This is a genomic window from Rhizobiaceae bacterium (assembly GCA_023953845.1).
In the GTDB taxonomy this organism is placed as follows: domain Bacteria; phylum Pseudomonadota; class Alphaproteobacteria; order Rhizobiales; family Rhizobiaceae; genus Arvimicrobium.
Window position 1 is genome coordinate 3,636,399 of record JAMLJC010000001.1, and the last position, 21,236, is coordinate 3,657,634.

Here is a 21,236-nt window from a genome sequence, read left to right on the forward strand (position 1 = left end):
GAAAATAATCAATACCTGCCAATGCTTTGCAGAGCTTTACCAAATCCGCGCAGTCAACAGGTCCGGAGAATATCGGCCCTGAGAGACCGCTTCCGGGCCTCCCGGCACCGGTGCCAGTGCTCAGCCCCACCCGCATAACCCCCGAAAACAACGGAAAAATCCGGCCGCAGCCGGATCGGGAGAACGCTTTCGCGGGGGCAAGTGGCGGAGGGGATGGGCCTCAAATCCAACCTTCTCCACCCAGAAACCCAATAATTGCTACCCAACCGTGACGCCAAACACCGCTCCCACCGCTGCTGTCGCAGCCATTGCGAGAGCGCCCCAGAGGGTGACCCGCGCGGCGCCCCGAACGACACCAGCGCCGCCGGCGGAGGCGCCCAGACCGCCGAGGACCGCAAGGCCGACGATCGTCGATGCCGCCACGAACAGCGCGATCGACGTTTCGGGCGCCAATAGAACGACGATCAGCGGAACGACCGCACCCAGGGCGAATGTTAGAGCCGAGACCAGCGCCGCCTGGATCGGGCGTGCCGTCACGGTCTCGGAGATGCCGAGTTCGTCGCGGGCATGCGATCCGAGCGCGTCGCGTTCGGTCAGCTGGTGGGCCACCTTCTCCGCCAGGTCGCGATCCAGCCCCCGGTCAACGTAGATCCGGGTGAGCTCCTCGAGCTCTGCCTCAGGCGTTTCCGCCAGCTCGCGGGTCTCGCGGGCAAGATCGGCTTGTTCCGCATCGGTCTGGGAACTGACCGAGACGTATTCTCCTGCCGCCATGGACATCGCACCGGCCACGAGGCCAGCCAGCCCCGCGATCAGGACCTCCGGCTTTCCCGATCCTGCCGCGGCGACGCCGACAACGAGGCTCGCAGTCGACACCAGTCCGTCGTTGGCTCCGAGAACGGCGGCCCGCAGCCAGCCGATGCGATGCACCATGTGGATTTCGGAATGCGAGAGGCGGCTCATGGCGTGGCTCCTTGCGCGATGTCGGCCTGCCCGGAGGAGACAGCCTTTGGATTCGGGATAGTGGGCTCATGGGGCGCGATGCGCAGCGCGCGCAGGGCGTTCAGGATCACGGCGACGTCGATGATCTCCTGCAGGAGCGCCCCCTGCACCGGAGTGAGATAGCCGAAAGCCGCGGCGATCATGCCCATGACCGACAGGCCGATTCCGGCGACAACGCTCTCGACAGCGATGCGGCGCGCACCGCGCGCAATCTCGATCCCCGGCCCGAGCCGGTCGATACGGTCGACGAGCAGCACGACGTCTGCCGCCTCCGCCGATGCAGCGGCTCCGCGTGCGCCCATCGCGACACCCACATCGGCCGCTGCGAGAGCCGGCGCGTCGTTGACGCCGTCGCCCACCATCATCACGGGCCCGCGCTTGCGCTCGGAGAGAACCAGCAGAACCTTCTGGTCGGGCGTGAGCCCGGCGCGCAGCCCGTCGAGGCCAAGCCCCTCGGTCACGCGCTCAGCCACGTCCGCGCGGTCGCCGGTGGCGAGCAGGATACGCGCGATGCCCTCGCGGCGCAGACCGTCGAGCATGGCGCCCGCACCCTCGCGCAGCGGATCGGACATCACGAGGTGCCCTGCCATTTGCCCGTCGACGGCGACGGCGACGAGAACCGAACCGGCGGCAATGGCGGAATGATCGCCCGGCTGGCGCCCCACGCGCGCGGCCACGAAGCCGTCGCCACCGACGATGACCTTCCGGCCCTCGACATGGCCCACGACGCCTTCACCCGGGATCTCAGCCACGTCCGACGGAACCGGCAGCGTGAAGCCGCGCGCCTTCGCGGCCGCAACGATGGCCTGCGCCACGGGGTGCTTGGACGCCTGGTCGAGCGCTGCAGCGAGGCGCAGTATGTCGTCCTCCGCCATCCCGTCGTGGCTATCGATCGAGACGATCTGCGGCCGGCCGTCCGTCAGCGTGCCGGTCTTGTCGAGGATCAGCGTTCGGATGCGCGCCATCGTCTCGAGCGGTCCCGCGCCCTTGATCAGCACCCCGAAATGCGCGGCACGCGACAGCCCGGCCACCAGCGCCACCGGCACGGCGAGGATCAGCGGACAGGGCGTGGCGACAACGAGCACGGCGACGGCCCGGATCGGATCGCCGGTGAACCACCAGGCCGCGAAGGCGATGCTGACCGTGACCGCGAGAAAGCCCAGCGACCAGCGGTCGGCCAGCCGCGACATCGGCGCCTTCGAGGCCTGCGCCTCCTCGACCAGCCGGACGATCCCGGCATAAGTGCTGTCCTTGGCTTCTCTCGTCGCCGTCAGATCGAACGCCTCGCCTGCGTTTGTGGAGCCGCTCATGGCTTCGGCGCCGTGGGCGAGGCGCACTGGCAGGGACTCGCCCGTCAGCGCTGAGGTGTCGACGAAGGCCGTCTCCGAGGCCACCGTGCCGTCCACCGGCACCACGTCGCCCTGACGTATCAGGAGGCGGTCGCCGGGCGCGATGTGGTCGAGCGGGATCTCCTCCAGCCCGCCGTTGCGGTGCCGGGTCGCGGTCCGCGGCACGCGGGAGAGGAGGTCGTGCATCTCGCGCCGGGCGCGGCCTTCGGCGAAGGCTTCGAGGAATGTGCCGCCGGAATACATCACCGCGACCACCGCCGCGGCGAGGGTCTCGCCGAAGACGAGCGCCGCCGACATCGACAGCGCTGCGACGATATCGAGGCCCACCTCGCCGGAGCGCAGGCTGCGCAGGATCTCGACCACGAGCGCGGCGAGCGCTGGAACGACGCCGGCGATCCAGATCAGGTTCGCAGCGTTGGGTCGGCCGGAAAAGTAGAACGCAAGTCCCGCAAACAGGCCGGTCGCGGCAATGAGCAGGATAGCGGTCTTGAAGCGGTCAGTCCTTGTCGTCTCCATGCGGCCTATCTCCCCTCTGCAGGGGTAATCGCCGCTGGCTCTTCGGAAAAAAGTCGTCCGACTCCCACGCCCCTCACGCTCCCGCAATCTTCGCGCAAGAGGAACAGGGCGTCGAGCCCTTCTTTTCTTGCGAGTTCGGCCCCTTTGCCGAGACCGAGCACCATGAGCGCTGTCGCCCAGGCATCGGCCTCGGCACAGCTGCGGGCAACGACGGTGACGGAGGCCGGCGATGCGATCAGCGGCGCACCGCGCCTCGGGTCCATTGTGTGCGACAGGCGTCGTCCCTGAACCTCGACCCAGTGGCGATAATCGCCGGAGGTGGCGACGGCGGCATCCTGCAGCGCGAGGATCGAATGCGGCGTCCGGCGTTCCGCGTCCGGCGCCTCGACCGCAATGCTCCAGGCCTCGCCGTCAGGCCGGAGACCCATCGCGCGCATCTCGCCATCGACCCCGACGAGGGCGTCGGCGATCCCGTAATCGCGCAGGGTTTCGGCCAAACGGTCCACGCCGTAGCCCTTGGCTATGCCGTTCAGATCCAGCGCTATGGGAGCGACCTTGCAGATGCGGTCGCCTTCGAACTCCAGAGCCTGATCCGCCGGGCGGCGCGGGGTTTTCATCGCGGCGCGGATGCCCTCGGGCGCGGCCGTCTTCGGCCCGAACCCCCAGGCCGTCACCGCGTCACCCATGCCGATGTCGAACGCGCCGCCGGATATGCGCCCGATCTTTAGGCCGAGTCGCAGCACCTCGGCGAGCCGCGCGGGAAGCGCGATCCATTCGCCCACCGGCGCCGCGTTGAGCCGCATCAGGCCGCTGTCGGGCTTCCAGGTCGACATCTGTCCGTCCACTTCGTCCACGGCCGCCTGCAGCGCCGTGCGGATCGGCGCCGTGTCGAGACCGGGCCCTGCGAAGAACAGCGCCGACCAGCGCGTGCCCATGGTCGCCCCATTCAGGGCGTGCCTCGTCAGCTCAGTAGACATCTTCGACATACCGCCCCTCCGCCTTCAGGACCGCCGGCGTCAGCCCGGCCGGTGCGAGGATCTCGGCCAGCGCCTCGGCCACGCCGGCGGCCATGTCCCGTCCGCCGCAGACCATCACGCGCGCGCCATTGCGGATGAGCTCTGCGACCTGAGTGGCCTCGCTGCGCAGCGCGTCCTGGACGTAATGGGGACGCGCCCCGCGCGAGACGGCGGTGACCAGCCGGCTTACACGCCCTTCGTCCTGCCATCCGGGGAACTCCTCGCCGTAGAAGAAATCGCTGTCGGGATGGCGCATGCCGAAGAACAGGTGGATCGGCCTGCGGCGCGTATTGCCGCGCACAAAGCCCGCTAGCGGCCCGATGCCGGTCCCTGCGCCGATCAGGATCAGGGGCGCCCGGCTCCGCCCCGGACGGAAACCGGGGTTGGGGCGCAAGAAGGCGCTCACCGTGTCGCCAGGTTCCAGCGCTGTGAGCTGACCCGAGCAGAGGCCGCCGGGATGCTTCTTGACCACGATCTCGATGAAGCCGTCGCGGCGCCCAGAGGCGAGCGAATAGAGCCGCGGGACGGTCCCGCCTTCGGGCAGAATGCCGATCAGGTCACCCGCCTGGAACCGTGCGAACCCGCCCCCGAGCAGCCGTTGCCCGAGCGAGACGCGGGGAAACGCGAAGCGGAGGATCGCCGTCGGGGCCTGCACCTCAGCGCCGTAGTCGCGCCGCGAGACGAGGGTCAGCGTGGTCGTTTGCGGCTGGACCGGCTGGTGCGTCAGTTCGAGCGCAATGCCGAGCACGTCTCCGAGCGCCCGGCCCCAGCGCGCGAAATCCTGCGGCGATTGCCGGTCGATTGTGTCGAGCGGCAGAAGCTCGGGCCAACCCTTCGCCTGCGCCGCTGCCGCGACGTCCCTTGCGAAGGCGCAATAGGCCGGAAAGCTGCGGTCGCCGAAGCCGAGCACCGCCAGAGAAATGTCCGGCGCCCTGTCGGAAGCGTTTAGCCGCTCGAGAAAGCCCTTCGCCGAGGCGGGCGCCGCGCCGTCGCCATAGGTTGCGGCGAGCAGGATGATCCGCTGGGCCGTAGCGTAGCGTTCTGGCGCGAAGGCCGACATCGGTGCTGTGTGTACCTTCTGCCCGGCTTGCGTCAGTGCGGTGTGGAGCGTGGCCGCAAATCCCCAGGTGCTGCCGCCCTCGCTGCCGACGAGCAGGATCGTCTCGGCACGTCCCGCGGGCTGATTGCCTCGGATGCGCGGCCGACCGCGCCGCCCGGCGAGCCAGATCAGCACGCCGGTCGCGCCCATCGCGGGCACGCCGAGCGCCATGAGGCCGAGCACCAGGCCGAGCGTCGCCGCGCCCTGTCCGGTGTGCAGCATGTAGATGGTCTCCGAGACGCGCTCCCATCCCGTGAGGTCGGCCCAGGCCAGGAGGTCTCCGTCGCCCTGGTCGAGATAGCCGGTGCCCCGGTCGGTCTTGAGCGTGAACACGTCCGTCGCGTCGCCGGGATAGGGAAAGCTCAGTTCGCGCAACTCGGCGACGGGCGTCTGCTGCAGCGTGGCCATTCGGTCCGGCGCAAACCCCGTCGCTCCACTGACCTCGGTCGGCATGGCCGGGATGGCGCTGCCATCCGGCAGGAGATCGAAGGTCGACGCCGTCATCCAGAGGGCGGTCGTGGAAGACAGAACGAAGCCGACGACGGCGATCCGGGCGATCTCGACGTGCAGCCTGCCCGCGAGCGGACCGCGCAGGCGCGCGAACCAGTGCCGCCAGCCGCCCGTCCGCCGCGCGACCAGCGCCGCACCGGAGAGCGAGAGGATCAGCATCGCGGCAGCCCCTGCAGCCATGGCTATGCGCCCGCCGTCCCCGAGGAACAGCGACCGGTGCAGGTTGGTGAGCCAGCGTTCGGCCTGGTTCGGGTCGGCCGAGGCCACGCCCTCACCGGTCACCGGGTCAATCACGGCAGCGCCCGGCGCGCCCTGGTCGAACCAGTAGGCGGTGATCCGGCCCGAGGGTGATCGGCGGATCTGCTCGACGCCCGGATAGACCGTCTGGATGCGGTCCGCGAGGGCGGCGACGGTCAGTCCGGCTTCCGCCTGCGGTGCGGCAAGCCGTTCGGCCGCTGGGAAGACCGACAGCGCCGCGCCGCTCAGACTCAGGATGGTGACGAGCGCAAGGGCCAGAAGACCCGGCCAGCGATGGAGTGCACGGATCATGGCCCCGCTCCTCACATGTCGTAGGCGAAGCTGGCGATGTAGCGGCGGCCCTGCACCGGCGTGCCGGCGCCGTCGGTCGTGAGCGGGACGGCCACCTCGTTCGGGCTGTCGCGCATGTCCTCGACGGCCGCGTCGATGTGGAGCGTGTAGCCCGCGTCGAAGAGCGCGTCGGCCAGGTCGAGCGTGATCTCGAGCGTGCGGCCCGCGCCGACGCTGGCGCCGGTGATGCCGTTCACCTGCGCGGTGTCGCCGCCGGTGGCGCGGTACCAGTCGCTGAGGTGCTCGTAGTACTTGGACTTGCCGCCAGCCATCCAGAGACTGCCGACATAGGCGCCCGAGGTGTCGGTGACGTAGAGCGCGAGATAGGCCCCGTCGCCGCCGTAATTGTTGAGGATCGTGGTGAGCGTCACCGGACGCGCCATGGCGAGGCCGGGGAGCGTCAGCGCCGTGGTCAGCGCGAGCGTGGCGAGAAGCGATTTCATCGTATGGATCCTTGTTCGGAGAGGAACTTCGGAGCGGTTCAGTTCACCTGAACCTGCGGCGGCGCACCGTTGCCGAAGAGGCCGTTCTGCGGAGGGGCGACCGTGCCGGCGGGCGCGGGATTGCGAGCGCCGCCCTGACAATCGTCGTCGTCATCATCGTCGTCGCAGTCATCGTCGTCATCGTCGTCATCGTCGTCGTCGTCGTGGCCGCGACGAGAACCGTCCCGCCAGCGGTCGTCATCGTCGTCGTCATCGTCGCTTGCGAGAACGAGCGGCATCGCTTGCGGGGCGTCATCGAAGAGAGCGGCGACGGGCCGAAGGACGCCGGGCGGGGATTGCATCGCGCTCCAGGCGGGGACGCCGATCGCGGCGGTCAGCGCCGTGGACGCAACCAGAAGTGTCAGGGTCTTCTTCATGGCAGGGTCTCCTTGTCATCTGCTGAGGACAATCTGGAGACACGACCTGAGGGCTTCCTGACGCGTCGGCGATTCCCGCTTCAGCTTGCCGTCAGGAAGAGAGCGGCTTCGGACGAAAAAGGCCCCGCCCGTGAGGGCGAGGCCAGGCGGGACCGAAGGGACGGTCGGCCTTGGGGTTAGGTGCCGTCAGGCGATGTCGCCGGGACCGGCGCCGCGCTTGTCGCCCGTCACCATGGCGCGCGCCAGGTTCTCGTGGTGCCTGAAGGAGGCTAGGACGACGCCGCCAACATGCAGCGCGGCAAGCAGCAGCATCAGGTTGGCGAGCGTCTCGTGGACCTCCTTCAGCGGTCCCTCGATCTCGCCCCGCCCGCCGTATTCCCGCTCGTCGCCGTCGTCGTCGGCCCAGGCGAGCGCCACAATTGCGGGCATGGACGGAAGTATCGCCAGACGGGCCTCATCCTCCATGAGCCAGCCGGTGAAAGCCGTCCCGGACAGCGTGACCAGCAGCGCCACGACCATCGCCGCGCCCGCCGGGTTGTGGCCGAGGTGGCGCCGCTCGCGTCCGCGGGTCATGTCCCCGAGATAGGCCAGCGTCTCGCGGGGGCCTTTCAGGAACTGGGCGAAGCGCGCGTAGCGACTGCCGATGAGGCCCCAGACCAGCCGGAAGGCCACAAGTCCGGCGACGGTATAGCCTGCGACCTCGTGGACAGGTTGCAGCTCGTCCGCAGTCAGCCATGCGGTCGCGAAGGCCGCGACCAGACCCCAATGGAAAACCCGGACCAGCGGATCCCAGACACGGACCTTGCTGCTCGGCGCCGTGTTCATCTCTGGCGCCTGGTGTGAGATTGCGTCAGTCATCGTCGCCTGCTTCGCGATCCCGGCGGGGGCGATCGCCGTCGTCCTTGTCCTCGTATTCGAACTCGATCACCTGGAGCGTCGCCGGATGAACGGTCACCTCGATCCGGCGCCCCTCGGCGTCGCGGCCGTCGATTTCGTAGCAGCCGTCGTCGATCTTGATCCGGCGCACCGTCCAGCCGTTCTCCTCGGCCAGCCGGGCGACGGCGTCGCGCGGCTGCCAGTCGGCCATCGGCACGAAGCAGTCGTCGTCCGCCAGCGCGGCACCGGCCGGAAAGACCGCGAGAAAGCCGAGAATTGTCAATGTCTTCTTCATGGGCCAAACTCCTCGCTGCGGCCATCTTGACGAAATTCATGCGCGGCGAAGCTGACGGCAGCCTGAAGGGACGCAGCCACCCGCTTCAGCTTCTTGTCAGCCAGACGGATCATGGAGGGTCATCGGAAGAGGACGGGGACGAGGATGCGCATCCTGCTGATCGAGGACGACACGGTGCTTGGCGCGGCGGTGCGCGACCAGATCACGGCCGATGGGCAGTCGGTCGATTGGGTGATGCGCCTCGATGCGGCCGGCGGCGCTGCGAAATCCACGTCTTACGACCTGATCCTGCTCGACCTGATGCTGCCGGACGGTCGCGGGATCGGGTTCCTCAAAGGCTTGCGCGCGCAGGGCGACGTGACGCCGGTCATCATCCTGACCGCGCTCGACCAGGTGTCGGACCGGATCGAGGGGCTGAACGCGGGCGCCGACGATTATCTCGTGAAGCCCTTCGATCTCGCTGAGTTGTCCGCGCGGATCGGGTCTGTCGCTCGACGCTACAGCGGCAACCCGAACCCCATCGTCACCCACGGGCCGCTGGAAATCGATCTTGCCGCCCGCAGCGTTCACCGCGACGGCAAGCCGGTGCAACTGACCGCAAGGGAATGGGCGCTGTTCGAAGCCTTTCTCGCGCGCCCCGGTCAGCTGCTGTCAAAGGCACAGCTGGAGGAGAAGCTTTACGCCTTCGACGCGGAGGTGGAGAGCAACACCATCGAGGTCCATGTGAGCCGCCTGCGCAAGAAGCTCGGGGCTTCGGTCATCGAGACCGAGCGCGGCATGGGCTACAGGCTCGGCAAATCATGAGATGGCCCGCGAGCCTTCAGGGCCGACTCGGCCTGTCGCTCGGCCTGGCGCTGACGGTGCTGTGGCTGCTCGCTGCGACGGTGACGGCCGTAATCGTCCGGGGCGAGCTGGACGAGGTCTTTGACAGCGCCCTGCAGGAGACAGCGGAACGCATCCTCCCGCTGGCGGTGACCGATATCGTGGGCCGCGAAGATCAGGGCGTGACGCAGCGGCTCGCGCCCATCCGGGAGCACGACGAGTTCTTCACCTACCTCGTGCGCGATGGCGAGGGGCGCATCCTGCTGCAATCTCATGCGGCCGACCCTGCCGTGTTCCCGCCTTGGGACGGACCCGGTTTCCGTCAGACCGCCACCCACCGGTTCTACAGCGATGCAGCGCTTCAGGACACGATCCGGATCACCGTGGCCGAGCCGCTGGCCCATCGCGCGTCGGTTGCGCGGGAGATCCAGATGGGCCTCGGCCTGCCGCTGCTCATCGTGCTGCCGATCGCGCTGGTGGCGATCATTCTTGCCGTTCGCTTCAGCCTCGATCCGCTGCGTCGGTTCCGTGCTCGGCTGGAGGCGCGCGGCGCCCGCGACCTGTCGGAGGTTCCTGCCAGCGATCTGCCGACGGAGATTGGTCCACTGGCCAAGACGCTCAACGGCCTTCTGGCCCGCTTGCGCGCGGCGTTCGAGGCCGAGCGCAGTTTTGCCGCGAACGCGGCCCACGAGTTGAGAACGCCGCTGGCCGGAGCAATCGCTCAGGCGCAGCGGCTGAGGGCGGAGACGCACGAGCCGGCCACCGAAGTGCGTGCCGCCGAAATTGAGGCGACGCTCAAGCGCCTGACCCGGCTTTCCGAACGCCTCATGCAGCTTGCGCGGGCCGAAGGCGGGCGGCTGCGGATGGACCGGAGCGCCGACCTGAGGGCGGTCGCCCGTGTGGTGGTGGACGATCTCGGACGCGCGACCGCGCCTGGCCGCATTGGGCTCACTCTTCCCGACGCGGCTGTCCAGTCGGACATCGACCCCGATGCCTTCGCCATCCTGTGCCGGAACCTTGTGGAGAACGCCCTCCGTCACGGGGCGGAGAATCTGGCAGTCGAGGTGACGCTGACGGCGGACGGCCGCCTCGTTGTCGCTAACGATGGTCCCGTGGTGCCGCGCGAGATGCTCGACCGCCTGACGGCACGTTTCGAACGGGCGAACGCAAGCACCGATGGCAGCGGGCTTGGCCTCGCCATCGTCGCCGCCATCGCCAACCGGATCGGAAGCTCGCTCGTTCTGAAATCGCCGCGACCTGGCGCAACCTCCGGCTTAGAGGCATCACTCATCTTGCCGACCGATAGCCCCAGGTTCGGCGCCGGGCGCGACGCGTAATCCGCGACAAGTGCCGGAGGATCAGCACACCCGCGCCTGTTCCCGCAACACCGCATAGTCGCTCATCATCTCTGCGATCGCCGAGCCCTCCGGCAGGAGGTCCAGCTCCCCTGCCGCTCGCGCCTGGAACTTCCTACTGTACTCGACGACCGGCGGACACGCCCCTGGCCCGCTACCGTCAGAACCGACCGTCGCGCAGCCGCTCAGCCAGATCGTCGCGAGAACGAGGACGGCGCGCCGCTGCCTCGAGCATTCGCTTTTGGGCGTCATAGGTTTTCTCCATGGTTTCGAGCTGCTCGGTCAGTCGGCCGGCGCGCTCGCCGGAGCGGCGCAGGGAAAGCAGGAACAGCAGGATCGCGAGTGCGATGACGCCGTAGCGGAGCCCAATGCGCGCCCATGCCGATCCGGCGCTCCCGGTGAGCAGCCCGGCGATCACCGTCGCCCCCTCTTCCAGTCGTCGAGCCGGGCGTAGATCGTGACCGCGATACCGCCGAGAGCCACGGCGATGAACACCCAGCGCAGGGTATCGAGATACGGCACAAGCGGCAGGATTGCGGATTGGGTCTCGGCGAGGACGCTCTGCGCCACCTCGACCCCAGCTGCGCCCAGCGTCGCCACGCCTGCCGCACCACCCGCCTTCATGGTGCGGCTCTCGGCCAGCACTTCGCGCGCTGGAGGGGCTTCTTCGGCGAAGGCGGTCGCCCGGACCGGGAACCGCTCGCCCCACTGCCGTGCGGGCCCGAGATCGACATGGATGAACCCCGAGCGCGGATAGAACCCGAAGCCGAGGAACCCGACCTCCCGCGCCGCGGCCTCGAACGCCACCGGGTCGTGGTTCGCCATGGCGATGTCAAAGGCGGCGCCGTCGAGGTGCTTGGAGCGGGTCGCGCCGCCCATGGCGCGGTTGTGCTCGGGGCTGCGATAGGCGGAGCGGACGATCATCGGTTTGCCCAGCCGGTCGCGCAGCGCCTGCAGCTTGTCGAGCGCCGGTTCGTTGATGAGCAGCTTGCCGGTGCCCCGGCAAGCGATCTCGGCCGGGCTGAAGTTCGGCCAAGGCCAAGTGCTTTCAGGCACATCGCGCCAATGGCGGTGGAAGGTCGTCGTCATGGGGGTCCTCCGAAAACGAGTTTCCGGCCCCTCGCTGGGGCTCGGTGCGTTCGCCGCTCGGGAAGGTCCACCGGACCTTCCCGTCTGCCTGTCAGGCAGACCACGGCTCACCCCGCCTCGAGGGCGGGTCATTGCGGGCTGATGAATGGGGATGGGGCGCGGTTACGGGCTGCCGCCGAAGATCTTGAGCTTGATGGCGATGCCCGCGAGCAGCGCCAGCATGACGCCGGTGGTGATCATGCGGACGGCGGTCTGCATGGCGGTGCGGCGCACCAGCCGGATGCAGTCGACCAGGGAGCGCAGATCGCGGATGTCGAGCGCGGCTTCGTCACCGTCGAGGCCGACATCGGCGAGCGCACGCTTCGCGCCTTCCTCGGCCGCCCGGGTCAGGATCGCCTCGAACTCGGCGTCGGGCATGCGCACGAAACCCTCGGATCGGGGTGGGTTCATCGGGATCCTCCTTCCGCCGGTCAGCCGATCTTGCAGCCCCAGAAGGAGGTGTGATCGGCGGCGAAGTAGCCGTCCGCGACCCGGAAATACCCCTGCATTTCGACGGTATCGCCTGCCGTCAGCGGGACCATGGTCTGCAGCCAGATCGCGGTGGCGAGCGAGACGTGGGTGGCGGAGATCTCCCCGAAGGAGCCGCGGATTTCGGTTGTGCCGTTCAGAACGAGCCGCCCCCGCATACGCGCGGTCGTGCTGGAATTGACCTTGTAGAGCAGCGTGGCGCCGAAGAGGTAGGTCCCGTCCACGGGCGCCACGAAGTGGTTATTCGCGGCGTCGAACGCGCCTTGGTCGTTGTAGTCGGTGTTGTTTAGGCCAATCTTCGTCCAAGCCCCCACTCCAACATAGTTGTCGTAGTTGGTGTAAGCCTTGAAGCGCGGCAGCCGGGGCTGATCGACGACGCCGGTGGCGTTGTCGACGCTCAGCCCGTCGAAGAAGGTGCTGCCGTCAGCAGAGACCGCGAGCCGAAAGCGGTCGGAGCCGAACAGCCCAACCAGCGCCTTGGTCACGAAGCCGGTCTGCAGGGTCAGCCCGAGATCGTCTGCGGCGGCCTCCTTGTTCATGGTGTAGAACAGATCGCCGGTGCCGCCCTCGGCCACGGTTTTCGCCGTCCAGAGCGCGGCGTTCAGCTTGGCCGAGAACGGGTTCGAGGCATCCGCTGTCGTGCCGACACCCAGCAGCGCCATGTTTTGCAGCGCCGCGGGCGTGGTGCCGATCCAGCTCGCGCCGTCATAAACGAGCAGCAGACCTTCGTCCTCGACCCATGCCCGCCAGCCGTTGCGGGGCGGCAGGCGAAGCCAGGCGCCGTCGGTCCAAAGCGCGACGTTCAGGTCCCAGCCGGCCCAGTCGCCCGTCGCGCCCGAGCCGACGATGTAGCGGTCGCCATCCGTGGGAGAACCGGGCGGCGCCGTCAGATCCCGGTCCAGGACGGAGAGCTGGACGAGCCCGTCGAGGAACCGCAGCGCCTCGTTGTGGGTGACGTGCTTCTGGGCCTGCGCGGCCAGGATGTACGGCAGCAGGAGATGGGTCGTGGCGTCGGACATGAGATGGCCTCAGATCGTGAGCGTGACGGTCTTGGGCGCGCCCCGCCCCACGAGGGCGGAGAGCTGGGAGATGCGGATATCGAGCGTGCCGCCGGGGCCGAGCGGTGCGCCCAAATCGGCGCTCTGCTGGGCGGCGGTGTAGATGGCGCTGGTGGTGGTCGCGCTCAGCACCCGCTTCACGGCGGCGCCGTCGAGGATCTCGACCTCGTAGGCTTCGAGTTCTTCCGCCAGCGGCACCTCCAGCCCGCCCCAGCTGTCGGCCGTGAGCGACCGGGACCGGCGTGTCCAGCGGATAGTCAGATCGCCGGGAACGCGTGGCGTGCGCCACGGCTGCTCGACATGGGCGACCGAGAACGGCCGCAGCCCGACGCCCTCAGGCGTGAAGGCCTGCACCACATAGGTCTCGTCGCTGACCGGACGGCTCGCCGGGCCGATGCGCCAGTTCCACGGAAGGGCGAGATCGGCCTCCGCGATCGGCAGCGACGCGAGGCTGTCGTCCAGCACGACTACGCGGGCGCCAGCGGGCGCCGGGTTGCCCATCGCACCCTCGGTGCCGCGCTGGCCGCGCAGGAGCCGGGTCAGCCGATACCGGCCGGGCGCGAGCAGCTCCGCCGCGCCCGCCTGCACGATCTCCCAAACGCCTGGCGCGCTCTCGATGGCCAGCGCGTTCGCACCGCCGAAGAGCGTCAGGTCGGTGACGCTTTCCAGCGTTCCGGTCAGCAGATCGACCACCAGCGCATTGCCGAGGTCGAAGCGCGAGGTGGGGCCCGCGAAGAAATCCGAGACCAGCGTCCCGATCCGGGTACGACTGCCGAACGTGGTCAGCAGCTCGAACCCATCGGTCGAAGGGCTGCGGAACACCGCCATCTCGCCCGGCCAGGGCACCGCGTGCGCGGCGACCAGCGGTCGATGCGCGGGCTGGTCCTCGGTCAGCTGCGGCAGGTCCATCAGCACCGCGTCCGGCGCGCCGAACACGACCGCCCGCGTCAGCGACGCCGCACGCGGATCGCCGGGCGGCAGGTCGTAGGTCGCGCGGTCCTGGCGGACCGCGTCGATGCCGCGCGCCTCGGCGTCGGCGATGGAGATGAGCCGCAGATCGACCAGCCGCCCGTCATGCTCAAGTCGGATCGCATCAGCCGGATCGAGCGCGAGCCGCGAGGGCGGCAGACGGAACGCCGCCATCTCCCGGCCCACCCACGCCTCCATCAGCGCGCGGCGGCAGCGCCGCTCGGCCTCCTCGGGCGGCACCGCCATTGGAAAGCTCTCCGAGGCGATCCGGGTCGTGTCCACGGTGATGCGCCGCGCCTCGACGAGGGCCGCGTCGTAATCCTCGTCGGCACGGGCGACCTGCCACTTCAACGCCTGCGGCAGCTCCGTCTCCTGGCCCCGCGTGAGCTCCAGCACGTCGCCCTCGCGAGGGGCCACAAGGTCCTCGGCAGCGAGGGTGGCGACGGAGGCCCGGCCGCGCAGGACGAAGCGGATCACGCCCTCGGTCTCCACCGCGTCGAAGCCGAAGTGGCGCGACAGCGTGGTGATCGAGGCCCGCGGGCTTTCGAGCGCCGTGATGGCGTAGCCCTCGACCGCGCCCCAGAGGCCAGTGACGTCTATCCGTTGCTCGGGAAGCCCGGCGCGCAGGCAGAGATGCCGGACCAGCGCCGCAAGCGACACCGCGCCGAGCCGCCCCGTCAGCCAGTGGCCGAGCCGCCAGTTCGCCCCGTCCGTCCAGACATCGGTCAGCGCCGGAAAGAACGGATAGGGCCGCGCGTCCCATGTCCAGGCGGCGCATTCGGGGACGAGCACCATCCGGCCGCCGTAGACCGAGGACAGCGGGTTGTTCCGAGCCTCGCCCCACCAGAGATACGTCGCCTCGAGATAGGCGCGCTGGATCGCGTCGTCACGCCAGCCCCGCGAGAAATGCGGCGTGAAGCTCTCCGAGGACTTCGGATCAAAGAAGACGTTGGGCTGGTTGGTGCCTCGGTCGATGGCGGGACAGCCGAGCTCGGTGAACCAGATCGGCTTCGACTGCGGCGCCCATGCCGTCGGCGCGCCGCTCTCCACCCCGCCCGGGCGGTCGTAATGCGGGTTCGCCCACCAGGCCCGCAGATCCTTGTAGCGGAACACCCATGCCTTGCCTGCGGCGCCATCCGTGATCGGGGTGCGGGCTTGCGCGCTTCGGTCGGCCGCGCTGGCATAGAACCAGTCGAAGCCTTCGCCGCCCGCGATGTTGCCCTGCAGATAGGCGCGGTCGTAGATCGCGGGCCAGCCCTCGGCCGCGTCCGCATGCTCGAACCCATCGCGCCAGTCCGACAGCGGCATGTAGTTGTCGATCCCGATGAAATCGATCTCCGGATCGGCCCAGAGCGGATCGAGGTGGAAGAACACGTCGCCGCTGCCATCGCCCGGCTGGTGCCCGAAATACTCCGACCAGTCGGCGGCATAGCCGATCTTCGTCCCGGCCCCGAGGATCGAGCGCACATCCGCGAGCAGGTCCCGGTAGGCCTGCACCGCCGGATAGGTGCTGACGCCCGAGCGGATCGTGGTCAGCCCCGGCATCTCGGTCCCGATCAGGAACGCATGGACCCCGCCCACCGCCGCGCAGAGATGGGCGTAGTGCAGCACCATGCGCCGCAGGCCCCAGTCGCCGGGCGTGCCGGTCCACGAAACCGACTGACCGGTGACACTGAAGCTCGCGGGCGTCGCCGCGCCGAACAGCGCCGCGACCTGGCTTGCGGCCGTGGCGGTCTTGTCCACGGTCCCGGCGAACCCCGCCGCGGGAGAACAGGTAATCCGCCCCCGCCACGGGAACGCCGGCTGGCCGATCGCGGCGGCGTTGTCGGAATAGGGGTTCGGCAGCGTGTTGCCGGGCGGCACGTCCATCAGGATGAACGGATAGAAGGTCACCCTCAGCCCGCGCGCCTTCATCTCCTGGATCGCCTGCACCACCGCGAAGTCGGACGGCGTGCCGCCATAGACCGGGCGATCCTCTGCATCCCGGCTGACGAGGAAGGCGTTGGCGCGGCTGACGCCACTCACCGCCCAGCTGGCGGGCGTGGTCGACTTCGCCGACACCTCGACGCCGGGCCGCACCTTGCAGGATCCCACGCGCAGATCGTCGCCGAACCAGGCCACGACCAGAGACACGCTCTCGACCGCAGGCGCCATCGCCTGCAGCCGGTCGAGCGCCTCCACCATGTCGGTGGAGTCGGCCAGCGCGTTCAGGTTCTCGGGCACCGTCGCGCCGCCATCGGTCTTCCGGATCGCCTGCGTCGCGTAGGTGAACTCGCCCGAGGCGGGGATCATGGTGACGGCGCGGGTCAGCCCCTCGGCGGTGTCGGGATCGGCGAGCGGGCGGAACACCTCGAAGGACAGCTGCGGCAGGCGGTTGCCATAAGTCGAGAGCGCCAGTTCTTCGAAGACGACATAGGCGGTGCCACGATAGGCGGGCGTGCTGGCCGCGCCCATCCTGGCCGCGATGAGGGGATCGGCGGTCTGGGCCTCGTCGCCGGGATACCAGCGCCAGGTGACGCCGGAGAGGTCCATCGGCTTGCCGTCGGCCCAGATGCGCCCGATCCCGGTGATCGGCCCCTCGCAGAGCGCGACCGCGAAGGAGGCGTAGTAGAGATACTCGGTCGTCTTGACCTTGCCGCCCCCGCCGCCCTTGCCGCCACCTTGAGTAGTGGTCTTCGTCTCCTCGCGGAAATCCGTCGCCCAGATGATGTTTCCGCCCATCCGCATCCGGCCATAGAGCCGCGGGATCACCGCGCCCTCGGTGGCCGAGGTGATGCGCAGCGTGTCAAGCCGCGCACCTTCGATGCGTTGCGTAGGCGCCAGCGACGAGATGACCCAGCTGTCCACGACCGAGCCGATGGTCGAGCCGATGAAGCCGCCGATGGTCGCGGCGCTCACTCCGAGGATCGCGCCGCCGATCGAACCGCCAATGGCGGCGCCAGCGGCACCGAGAACGAGGGTGGCCATGTCGGGGTCTCAGCGTTGCGGGAACAGGAAGGCGAAGGCGATGCGCCGTCGCCAGGATTGCGTGAGCGGTTCCTCGATCACGCCGAGCCGCTCGTAAGCGTGGAGGAAGCTGTCGGGGCCGGTCAGAATCCCGACATGCTTGGCGATGGCGCGGGGCTTCATGCGGAAGAGGACCAGCGCGCCGGGTCCGGCTTCACACGGGGCAATCTCAGTCATCATGCCCCGCGCGCCCTCGGCCAGCACCTCGCGCGGGCCGGTTTCGCCCCAGTCCCGACTGTAGGGCGGGATCGGGAACGGCTCGGGGCCGACGACCTCGCGCCAGACGCCCCGCGCCAGCCCGAGGCAATCGCAGCCGACACCGCGCAGGCTGGCCTGATCATGATACGGCGTTCCGAGCCAGGACCGCGCAATGGTGATGACGTGCTGGGGATCAGCGGCGTTCACAGCACCGACCCCTCGTGCCCGCCGTCCTTTGTGGCGTATCGCAGCACGGCATCCTGGCCCGGGATGTGCGGGAAACCCCGGAAGTTGACGGTATTGGCGAACTTCGCCCCGCAGGTCTCCATGCGCTTGTCGCAGCCCGCGCGGATGGTGAAGGCATCGCCCTCGGCGATGGACCGCACCGGCGCCTCGAGCAGGGTCAGGATCGCGACGCCGTCCGTCACGTCATGGCCCAGCACTTCCGCGCGACGCCCCGCATTCGCGTCGCTCGTCCATTCGATGGTGCCGAAGGTGAACCAGCCGGAAGCGAACCCGCCGAGCCCCGAGGCGGTGAAGGCCCTGTCGCGCAGGAGATCGATGACGGCGCCCGTGCCCTTGAATGCGGGATCCTCCAGATCGACGCCGCAGCGCGCATCGCCAAGCGCGGCGTCGCAGGTCGCCTGGAACGTCCGCCCGACCGTCTGGCCCAAGACGTGGGCGAGCGAGCGGACCTCGGCGACGAAGGCGAGCCGCCCGCGCCGGATCTGACCTATGGCGCCGCGCCGCATCAGGACGCGCTGGCCGGTGTCGGCCCAGTTCACGCGCCAGACATCGACCTCCGCGTTGTCCCAGCGGCCGTCGAGGATGTCGGTCTCGGTGATGCGGTCCGAGGTCAGCACCCCCTCGGCATCCTGCGCATCGACCGACAGGTCCGATCCCGACCGCACCTCGGATGCCGTGAGCCCGCTCTCGGGCTCGAAGTCGGTCCCGTCGAAGCTGAGCGTCCGGTCGTGGTCGGTGAAGCCGAAACTCGCGCCATCGGCGCGGGCGATACGCCAGCACCAGGCAAGCGTCGTCGTGCCCTCGTCGAGATGGGCCTGCAGGGCGGGGTCGAGGGTCTTCATCGGCGCAGTTCCAGCAGCGGGATGGAGGTGATCGAGCCGAGCCGCTCGAGGTCGAGCGTCACGTCGAGCACGTCGGTGTCGAAACGGACCGGCACGTCGAACTCGAAGCCCGCGGTGATCGCGAGGCCGGAGCCCGGCGCCGCGGTGAAGGTGATGACGCCGGTCGTGGTGTCGACCGACCAACCGGAGGGCTGCTCAGCCCCGGCGAGCGCGATGCGCACACTGCCCGCCACCGGCTTGGCGATGGCGCGCGTCCAGGATTGCGCGCCCGAGGAGTAGCGCTTCACGAGTTGGAACGCGGTCGTCGCGCCGTCGCCGGTGCCGATCGCCTGGTCGGTGGGCGATGCCGTGCCCGAGGGTAGACAGGACTTGTGGTCGCCCCAGTCCTTGAAGCGGAAGCCATGGAGGCGGCCATTCCGCGCCTCGAAGAAGGCAACCACCGCCGCCAGATCGTCAGCGCGGCGGATGCCGTAGGCGACATCGTAGCGGCGGCGCGAGTTGGCCCAGCTGGCGTTGCGCTCCTCGTCCCCGGAGGCGAGCTCGACGATTTGCGTGCGCCGCTCGGGCCCGCCGCGCGCGCCCCGGCTGATGTTGTCCGGGAACCGCACCTCATGGAACGCCATCACATGCCCCTCCGCCCGAGCGAGACCGCGCGGGCGATATCCGCCGCGACCTGCGTGCGCGATTGCCGGAAGCTCTCGGCGTCGCGCGCCACGATTGTGACGTTGATCCCGCCGCCCGTGCCGTAGCCTTGCGCATCGCGGCGCGAGAGCACCCGCTCGCCCCTTTGCAGGATTGCAGGCACCTCGTCGTGCCGAAGCCCCACCGCGCCGCCCGAATGCATCCGGGGCGCGGCTGCGAAGGCCATAGCCGGGACCATGCGCGAGGGGCCGGACGATCCGACCATGCCGCCCGCGTGCAGGATGTTGGCGAAAATCCCGCCCGCGCCGCCGAGCGCGCCCGAGAGCGCGTTGGCGATGGGGCCAAGGATGAAGCGCCGCGCCGCCAGCTTCGCCAGATCGGCGATGAGTGAGGTCACCAGATCGCGGAAGTTCAGCTTGCCGGTCTTCACGAACTCACCGACCGCGTCCTCCGCCGACTGAAACGCGCTGACGAGGCTCTGGCCGATATCGCCGCCGATCTCCCGGGCCCGGCTTGCATAATCCGAGAGCGCCGCTGTCACGGCCTGCCATCCGGTCAGCGCGCGCTCCGCCCCTTCGCCAGCGGCGGTTCCGGCGTCGCGGGCAGCACTTCCGGCGCCATTGGCGGCGGCTGCGGTATCGCCGAGCCCGGCCGCTAGTGCATCGGCGGAGGTCGCGGCGTCCGTCAGCGCGGCCTCGGCCTCCGCGCCGGAGCCAGTCACGGCATCCTTCAGCGCCAGCCAAACAGAAAGCGGCCGGGTCGCGGCATCGGTCAGCATGCCAGCGGCCTCGCGATAGGCATCGGCACGCGCGCGCGCGTCATCCGCCATCGCGCCGAGACCTAGATCCGGCGGTGCGATATAGGTCCGGGCGAGCGCGGCCGAAAACGCATCGGCTGCTGCGGTGCCCGCCGCCGTCGCAGCCCCTTCGAACGGGTTGTCGATCCGGCTCAGGTCCACCGCGTCGAGCGTGCCGATCCGCACGCCGCCTTCGCCGGTGGCCCATTCCGGCAACAAGGCCAGCGCGGCGTTCAGGGTTTCGATGAAGCTGTTGATGCGGGTTACGACGCCGTTCAGCATCGCCTCCACCCCGCCGATCAGCCCGTTCGCGGCCTGGTAGGCGAAATCGCCGATGGCGCCTGGCAGGCTGCCCCAGATCGCCACCGCGCCGCCATAGGCGCCCCGGAAGATTGCGACAGTGCGGTCCCCGAACCCCACGACGCCCGCCACGGTACCGTCGAGCGCCGAAAGCGCGGCGGCCTTCAGCCCCTCCCAACCGGCCGCCATACGGGCCAGCGCGGCATCGAGCGCGAGCCCGATGCGCGACCAGACCTCGGAGGCCAGATCGGAGAGCAGCCGGAAGGCTTCGCCGACGCCACCCACCCGGGCGACGAATTGGGACAGCTGGTAGATCAGTTCGCCCACGCCGACGATCAGCGCGCCGATGCCGGTGCGGATCAGCGCCCCGCGCAGCACGACGAGTGCGGTGGCGAACCCACGGACCGAGAGCGCGGCAGCGGCCAGCCCGGCGACCCAGCGGCCCGCGAGGAAGGTCGCGAAGGTTACGGCATAGGTGGTCAGGCGGCCGATATTGTCGAAAAGGCCGCGAATGGCGATGCCGAGTGGCCCGGTACGGCTGGCGATGGCCGCCATGGCATTGGCGACCGCCTCGAGGGCCGGGGCGGCAGCAACGGCCAGCTGGTTCGACAGCCCGCGCCAGATCAGCCCCAGCCTTGAGATGGCGTCGTTCGTCCGCTCGATCTGATCGGCATCCTGTTCGGAGACCACGACACCGAAGGCAAGCACGTCCTCCGTCGCCTGGCGCAGCGTCGCGGTGTCGATCCGTGACATCGCGATGGAGCCTTCCTCGCCGAAGAGCTGCCCGGCGACAGCTGCGCGCTCGGCGGCAGGCACGAAGTCCTCGATGGCGGCGTTGATCGCGCCGACCCGCTGATCCAGCGGCAGCGCAATCAGGTCGGTGGCGGATAGGCCCAGCCGGTCGAGCGCGTCAGCGGCAGGGCCAGTCCCGGCAGCCGCCTGGCTGAGACGGCGCGTCAGATCCTTCGTCGCCTGCTCGATGCCGGACATGGAGACGCCCGCCAGTTCGCCCGCACGCTCCAGCGTCTGGATCGAGGCGGCGGTGGTGCCGAGGGACTGCGCGAGCTTGGCCTGCGCATCGACCGTCTGCAGCCCGGAGCGGATCATCGCCACGCCAGCAGCGGCAGCGGCGGCCACGGCAGCGGCTGCCGCAACCCGCACCCGTCGCGAGAAGGCCGCGAGCCGGGCGTTCGCAGCCTCCATCTCGCGGCTCAGCCGTCCGAAGCTGCGCGACCCGGCCTCGCCCACGCCTTCCAGTTCGGCGCGCACTTGCCGTCC

19 protein-coding genes are annotated in these 21,236 nt (G+C 69.4%); 2 read left to right on the forward strand and 17 right to left on the reverse strand.

The features are described 5' to 3' along the window. Positions 1–258: 258 nt before the first annotated feature. The 8 genes from M9955_17900 to M9955_17935 all read right to left on the reverse strand — a co-directional run bounded on the left by M9955_17900 (position 259) and on the right by M9955_17935 (position 8,107). Positions 259–960, reverse strand: a complete 702-nt coding sequence (locus tag M9955_17900) for a VIT family protein (GenBank protein MCO5083517.1) — start codon at positions 958–960, stop codon at positions 259–261. Continuing rightward, positions 957–2,864 (reverse strand): heavy metal translocating P-type ATPase, encoded by a 1,908-nt coding sequence (locus tag M9955_17905; GenBank protein MCO5083518.1) that lies wholly within the window; start codon positions 2,862–2,864, stop codon positions 957–959. Before M9955_17905 ends, M9955_17900 begins: the two co-directional genes overlap by 4 nt. Before the next feature lie 5 nt (positions 2,865–2,869). Beyond that, positions 2,870–3,850, reverse strand: coding sequence for an FAD:protein FMN transferase (locus M9955_17910; GenBank protein MCO5083519.1), 981 nt, complete (start codon positions 3,848–3,850; stop codon positions 2,870–2,872). After that, positions 3,831–6,038, reverse strand: coding sequence for a PepSY domain-containing protein (locus M9955_17915; GenBank protein ID MCO5083520.1), 2,208 nt, complete (start codon positions 6,036–6,038; stop codon positions 3,831–3,833). The genes M9955_17910 and M9955_17915 overlap by 20 nt, the downstream gene beginning before the upstream one ends. An 11-nt stretch (positions 6,039–6,049) precedes the next feature. Then, the gene (locus M9955_17920; protein ID MCO5083521.1) at positions 6,050–6,520 is read right to left on the reverse strand and encodes a DUF2271 domain-containing protein; all 471 of its coding nucleotides are present in this window, start codon (positions 6,518–6,520) and stop codon (positions 6,050–6,052) included. Between the two features lie 38 nt (positions 6,521–6,558). Then, entirely contained in the window at positions 6,559–6,936 is a 378-nt protein-coding gene (locus M9955_17925) for a hypothetical protein (GenBank protein MCO5083522.1), read from the reverse strand. Between the two features lie 186 nt (positions 6,937–7,122). Continuing rightward, positions 7,123–7,794: a cytochrome b/b6 domain-containing protein gene (locus M9955_17930; GenBank protein MCO5083523.1), complete on the reverse strand. Its 672-nt coding sequence runs from the start codon at positions 7,792–7,794 to the stop codon at positions 7,123–7,125. Beyond that, positions 7,787–8,107: a PepSY domain-containing protein gene (locus tag M9955_17935; protein MCO5083524.1), complete on the reverse strand. Its 321-nt coding sequence runs from the start codon at positions 8,105–8,107 to the stop codon at positions 7,787–7,789. Before M9955_17935 ends, M9955_17930 begins: the two co-directional genes overlap by 8 nt. Before the next feature lie 144 nt (positions 8,108–8,251). On the opposite strand from M9955_17935, the gene M9955_17940 reads away from it, so the two are divergent. Together M9955_17940 and M9955_17945 are read left to right on the forward strand one after the other, a co-directional pair. Further along, complete coding sequence (locus tag M9955_17940; protein ID MCO5083525.1) at positions 8,252–8,911, forward strand: response regulator transcription factor; 660 nt, start codon at positions 8,252–8,254, stop codon at positions 8,909–8,911. Beyond that, positions 8,908–10,266 carry an ATP-binding protein gene (locus M9955_17945; GenBank protein ID MCO5083526.1) on the forward strand — a complete coding sequence of 453 codons (1,359 nt, stop codon included), beginning with the start codon at positions 8,908–8,910 and terminating at the stop codon, positions 10,264–10,266. Before M9955_17940 ends, M9955_17945 begins: the two co-directional genes overlap by 4 nt. A 178-nt stretch (positions 10,267–10,444) precedes the next feature. Here M9955_17945 and M9955_17950 read toward each other — a convergent pair whose 3' ends face one another. The 9 genes from M9955_17950 to M9955_17990 form a co-directional block, all read right to left on the reverse strand. After that, positions 10,445–10,702 (reverse strand): hypothetical protein, encoded by a 258-nt coding sequence (locus tag M9955_17950; GenBank protein MCO5083527.1) that lies wholly within the window; start codon positions 10,700–10,702, stop codon positions 10,445–10,447. Continuing rightward, entirely contained in the window at positions 10,699–11,373 is a 675-nt protein-coding gene (locus tag M9955_17955) for a D-Ala-D-Ala carboxypeptidase family metallohydrolase (GenBank protein MCO5083528.1), read from the reverse strand. Before M9955_17955 ends, M9955_17950 begins: the two co-directional genes overlap by 4 nt. 162 nt (positions 11,374–11,535) lie before the next feature. Beyond that, positions 11,536–11,823 (reverse strand): DUF6127 family protein, encoded by a 288-nt coding sequence (locus M9955_17960; protein MCO5083529.1) that lies wholly within the window; start codon positions 11,821–11,823, stop codon positions 11,536–11,538. A gap of 20 nt (positions 11,824–11,843) precedes the next feature. Next, complete coding sequence (locus M9955_17965; GenBank protein MCO5083530.1) at positions 11,844–12,920, reverse strand: DUF2793 domain-containing protein; 1,077 nt, start codon at positions 12,918–12,920, stop codon at positions 11,844–11,846. 9 nt (positions 12,921–12,929) lie between these two features. Further along, complete coding sequence (locus M9955_17970; protein MCO5083531.1) at positions 12,930–16,895, reverse strand: glycoside hydrolase/phage tail family protein; 3,966 nt, start codon at positions 16,893–16,895, stop codon at positions 12,930–12,932. 9 nt (positions 16,896–16,904) lie between these two features. Next, on the reverse strand, positions 16,905–17,339 hold the full coding sequence (locus M9955_17975; protein MCO5083532.1) for an NlpC/P60 family protein: 435 nt from the start codon (positions 17,337–17,339) through the stop codon (positions 16,905–16,907). Further along, a complete protein-coding gene (locus M9955_17980) occupies positions 17,336–18,220 on the reverse strand; it encodes a DUF2163 domain-containing protein (protein ID MCO5083533.1) in 885 nt (294 codons plus the stop codon). The genes M9955_17975 and M9955_17980 overlap by 4 nt, the downstream gene beginning before the upstream one ends. Continuing rightward, entirely contained in the window at positions 18,217–18,843 is a 627-nt protein-coding gene (locus M9955_17985; protein MCO5083534.1) for a DUF2460 domain-containing protein, read from the reverse strand. The genes M9955_17980 and M9955_17985 overlap by 4 nt, the downstream gene beginning before the upstream one ends. After that, the gene (locus tag M9955_17990; protein MCO5083535.1) at positions 18,843–21,227 is read right to left on the reverse strand and encodes a hypothetical protein; all 2,385 of its coding nucleotides are present in this window, start codon (positions 21,225–21,227) and stop codon (positions 18,843–18,845) included. The genes M9955_17985 and M9955_17990 overlap by 1 nt, the downstream gene beginning before the upstream one ends. Between the last annotated feature and the right edge of the window lie 9 nt (positions 21,228–21,236).

Bases quoted from the DNA above. Each gene is read 5' to 3' on its own strand.
- M9955_17900 (MCO5083517.1), bottom strand. From the start codon at position 960: ATGAGCCGCCTCTCGCATTCCGAAATCCACATGGTGCATCGCATCGGC.
- M9955_17925 (MCO5083522.1), bottom strand. From the start codon at position 6,936: ATGAAGAAGACCCTGACACTTCTGGTTGCGTCCACGGCGCTGACCGCC.
- M9955_17920 (MCO5083521.1), bottom strand. From the start codon at position 6,520: ATGAAATCGCTTCTCGCCACGCTCGCGCTGACCACGGCGCTGACGCTC.
- M9955_17905 (MCO5083518.1), bottom strand. From the start codon at position 2,864: ATGGAGACGACAAGGACTGACCGCTTCAAGACCGCTATCCTGCTCATT.
- M9955_17945 (MCO5083526.1), top strand. From the start codon at position 8,908: ATGAGATGGCCCGCGAGCCTTCAGGGCCGACTCGGCCTGTCGCTCGGC.
- M9955_17985 (MCO5083534.1), bottom strand. From the start codon at position 18,843: ATGGCGTTCCATGAGGTGCGGTTCCCGGACAACATCAGCCGGGGCGCG.
- M9955_17970 (MCO5083531.1), bottom strand. From the start codon at position 16,895: ATGGCCACCCTCGTTCTCGGTGCCGCTGGCGCCGCCATTGGCGGTTCG.
- M9955_17965 (MCO5083530.1), bottom strand. From the start codon at position 12,920: ATGTCCGACGCCACGACCCATCTCCTGCTGCCGTACATCCTGGCCGCG.
- M9955_17940 (MCO5083525.1), top strand. From the start codon at position 8,252: ATGCGCATCCTGCTGATCGAGGACGACACGGTGCTTGGCGCGGCGGTG.
- M9955_17955 (MCO5083528.1), bottom strand. From the start codon at position 11,373: ATGACGACGACCTTCCACCGCCATTGGCGCGATGTGCCTGAAAGCACT.
- M9955_17915 (MCO5083520.1), bottom strand. From the start codon at position 6,038: ATGATCCGTGCACTCCATCGCTGGCCGGGTCTTCTGGCCCTTGCGCTC.
- M9955_17935 (MCO5083524.1), bottom strand. From the start codon at position 8,107: ATGAAGAAGACATTGACAATTCTCGGCTTTCTCGCGGTCTTTCCGGCC.
- M9955_17980 (MCO5083533.1), bottom strand. From the start codon at position 18,220: ATGAAGACCCTCGACCCCGCCCTGCAGGCCCATCTCGACGAGGGCACG.
- M9955_17930 (MCO5083523.1), bottom strand. From the start codon at position 7,794: ATGACTGACGCAATCTCACACCAGGCGCCAGAGATGAACACGGCGCCG.
- M9955_17960 (MCO5083529.1), bottom strand. From the start codon at position 11,823: ATGAACCCACCCCGATCCGAGGGTTTCGTGCGCATGCCCGACGCCGAG.
- M9955_17910 (MCO5083519.1), bottom strand. From the start codon at position 3,850: ATGTCGAAGATGTCTACTGAGCTGACGAGGCACGCCCTGAATGGGGCG.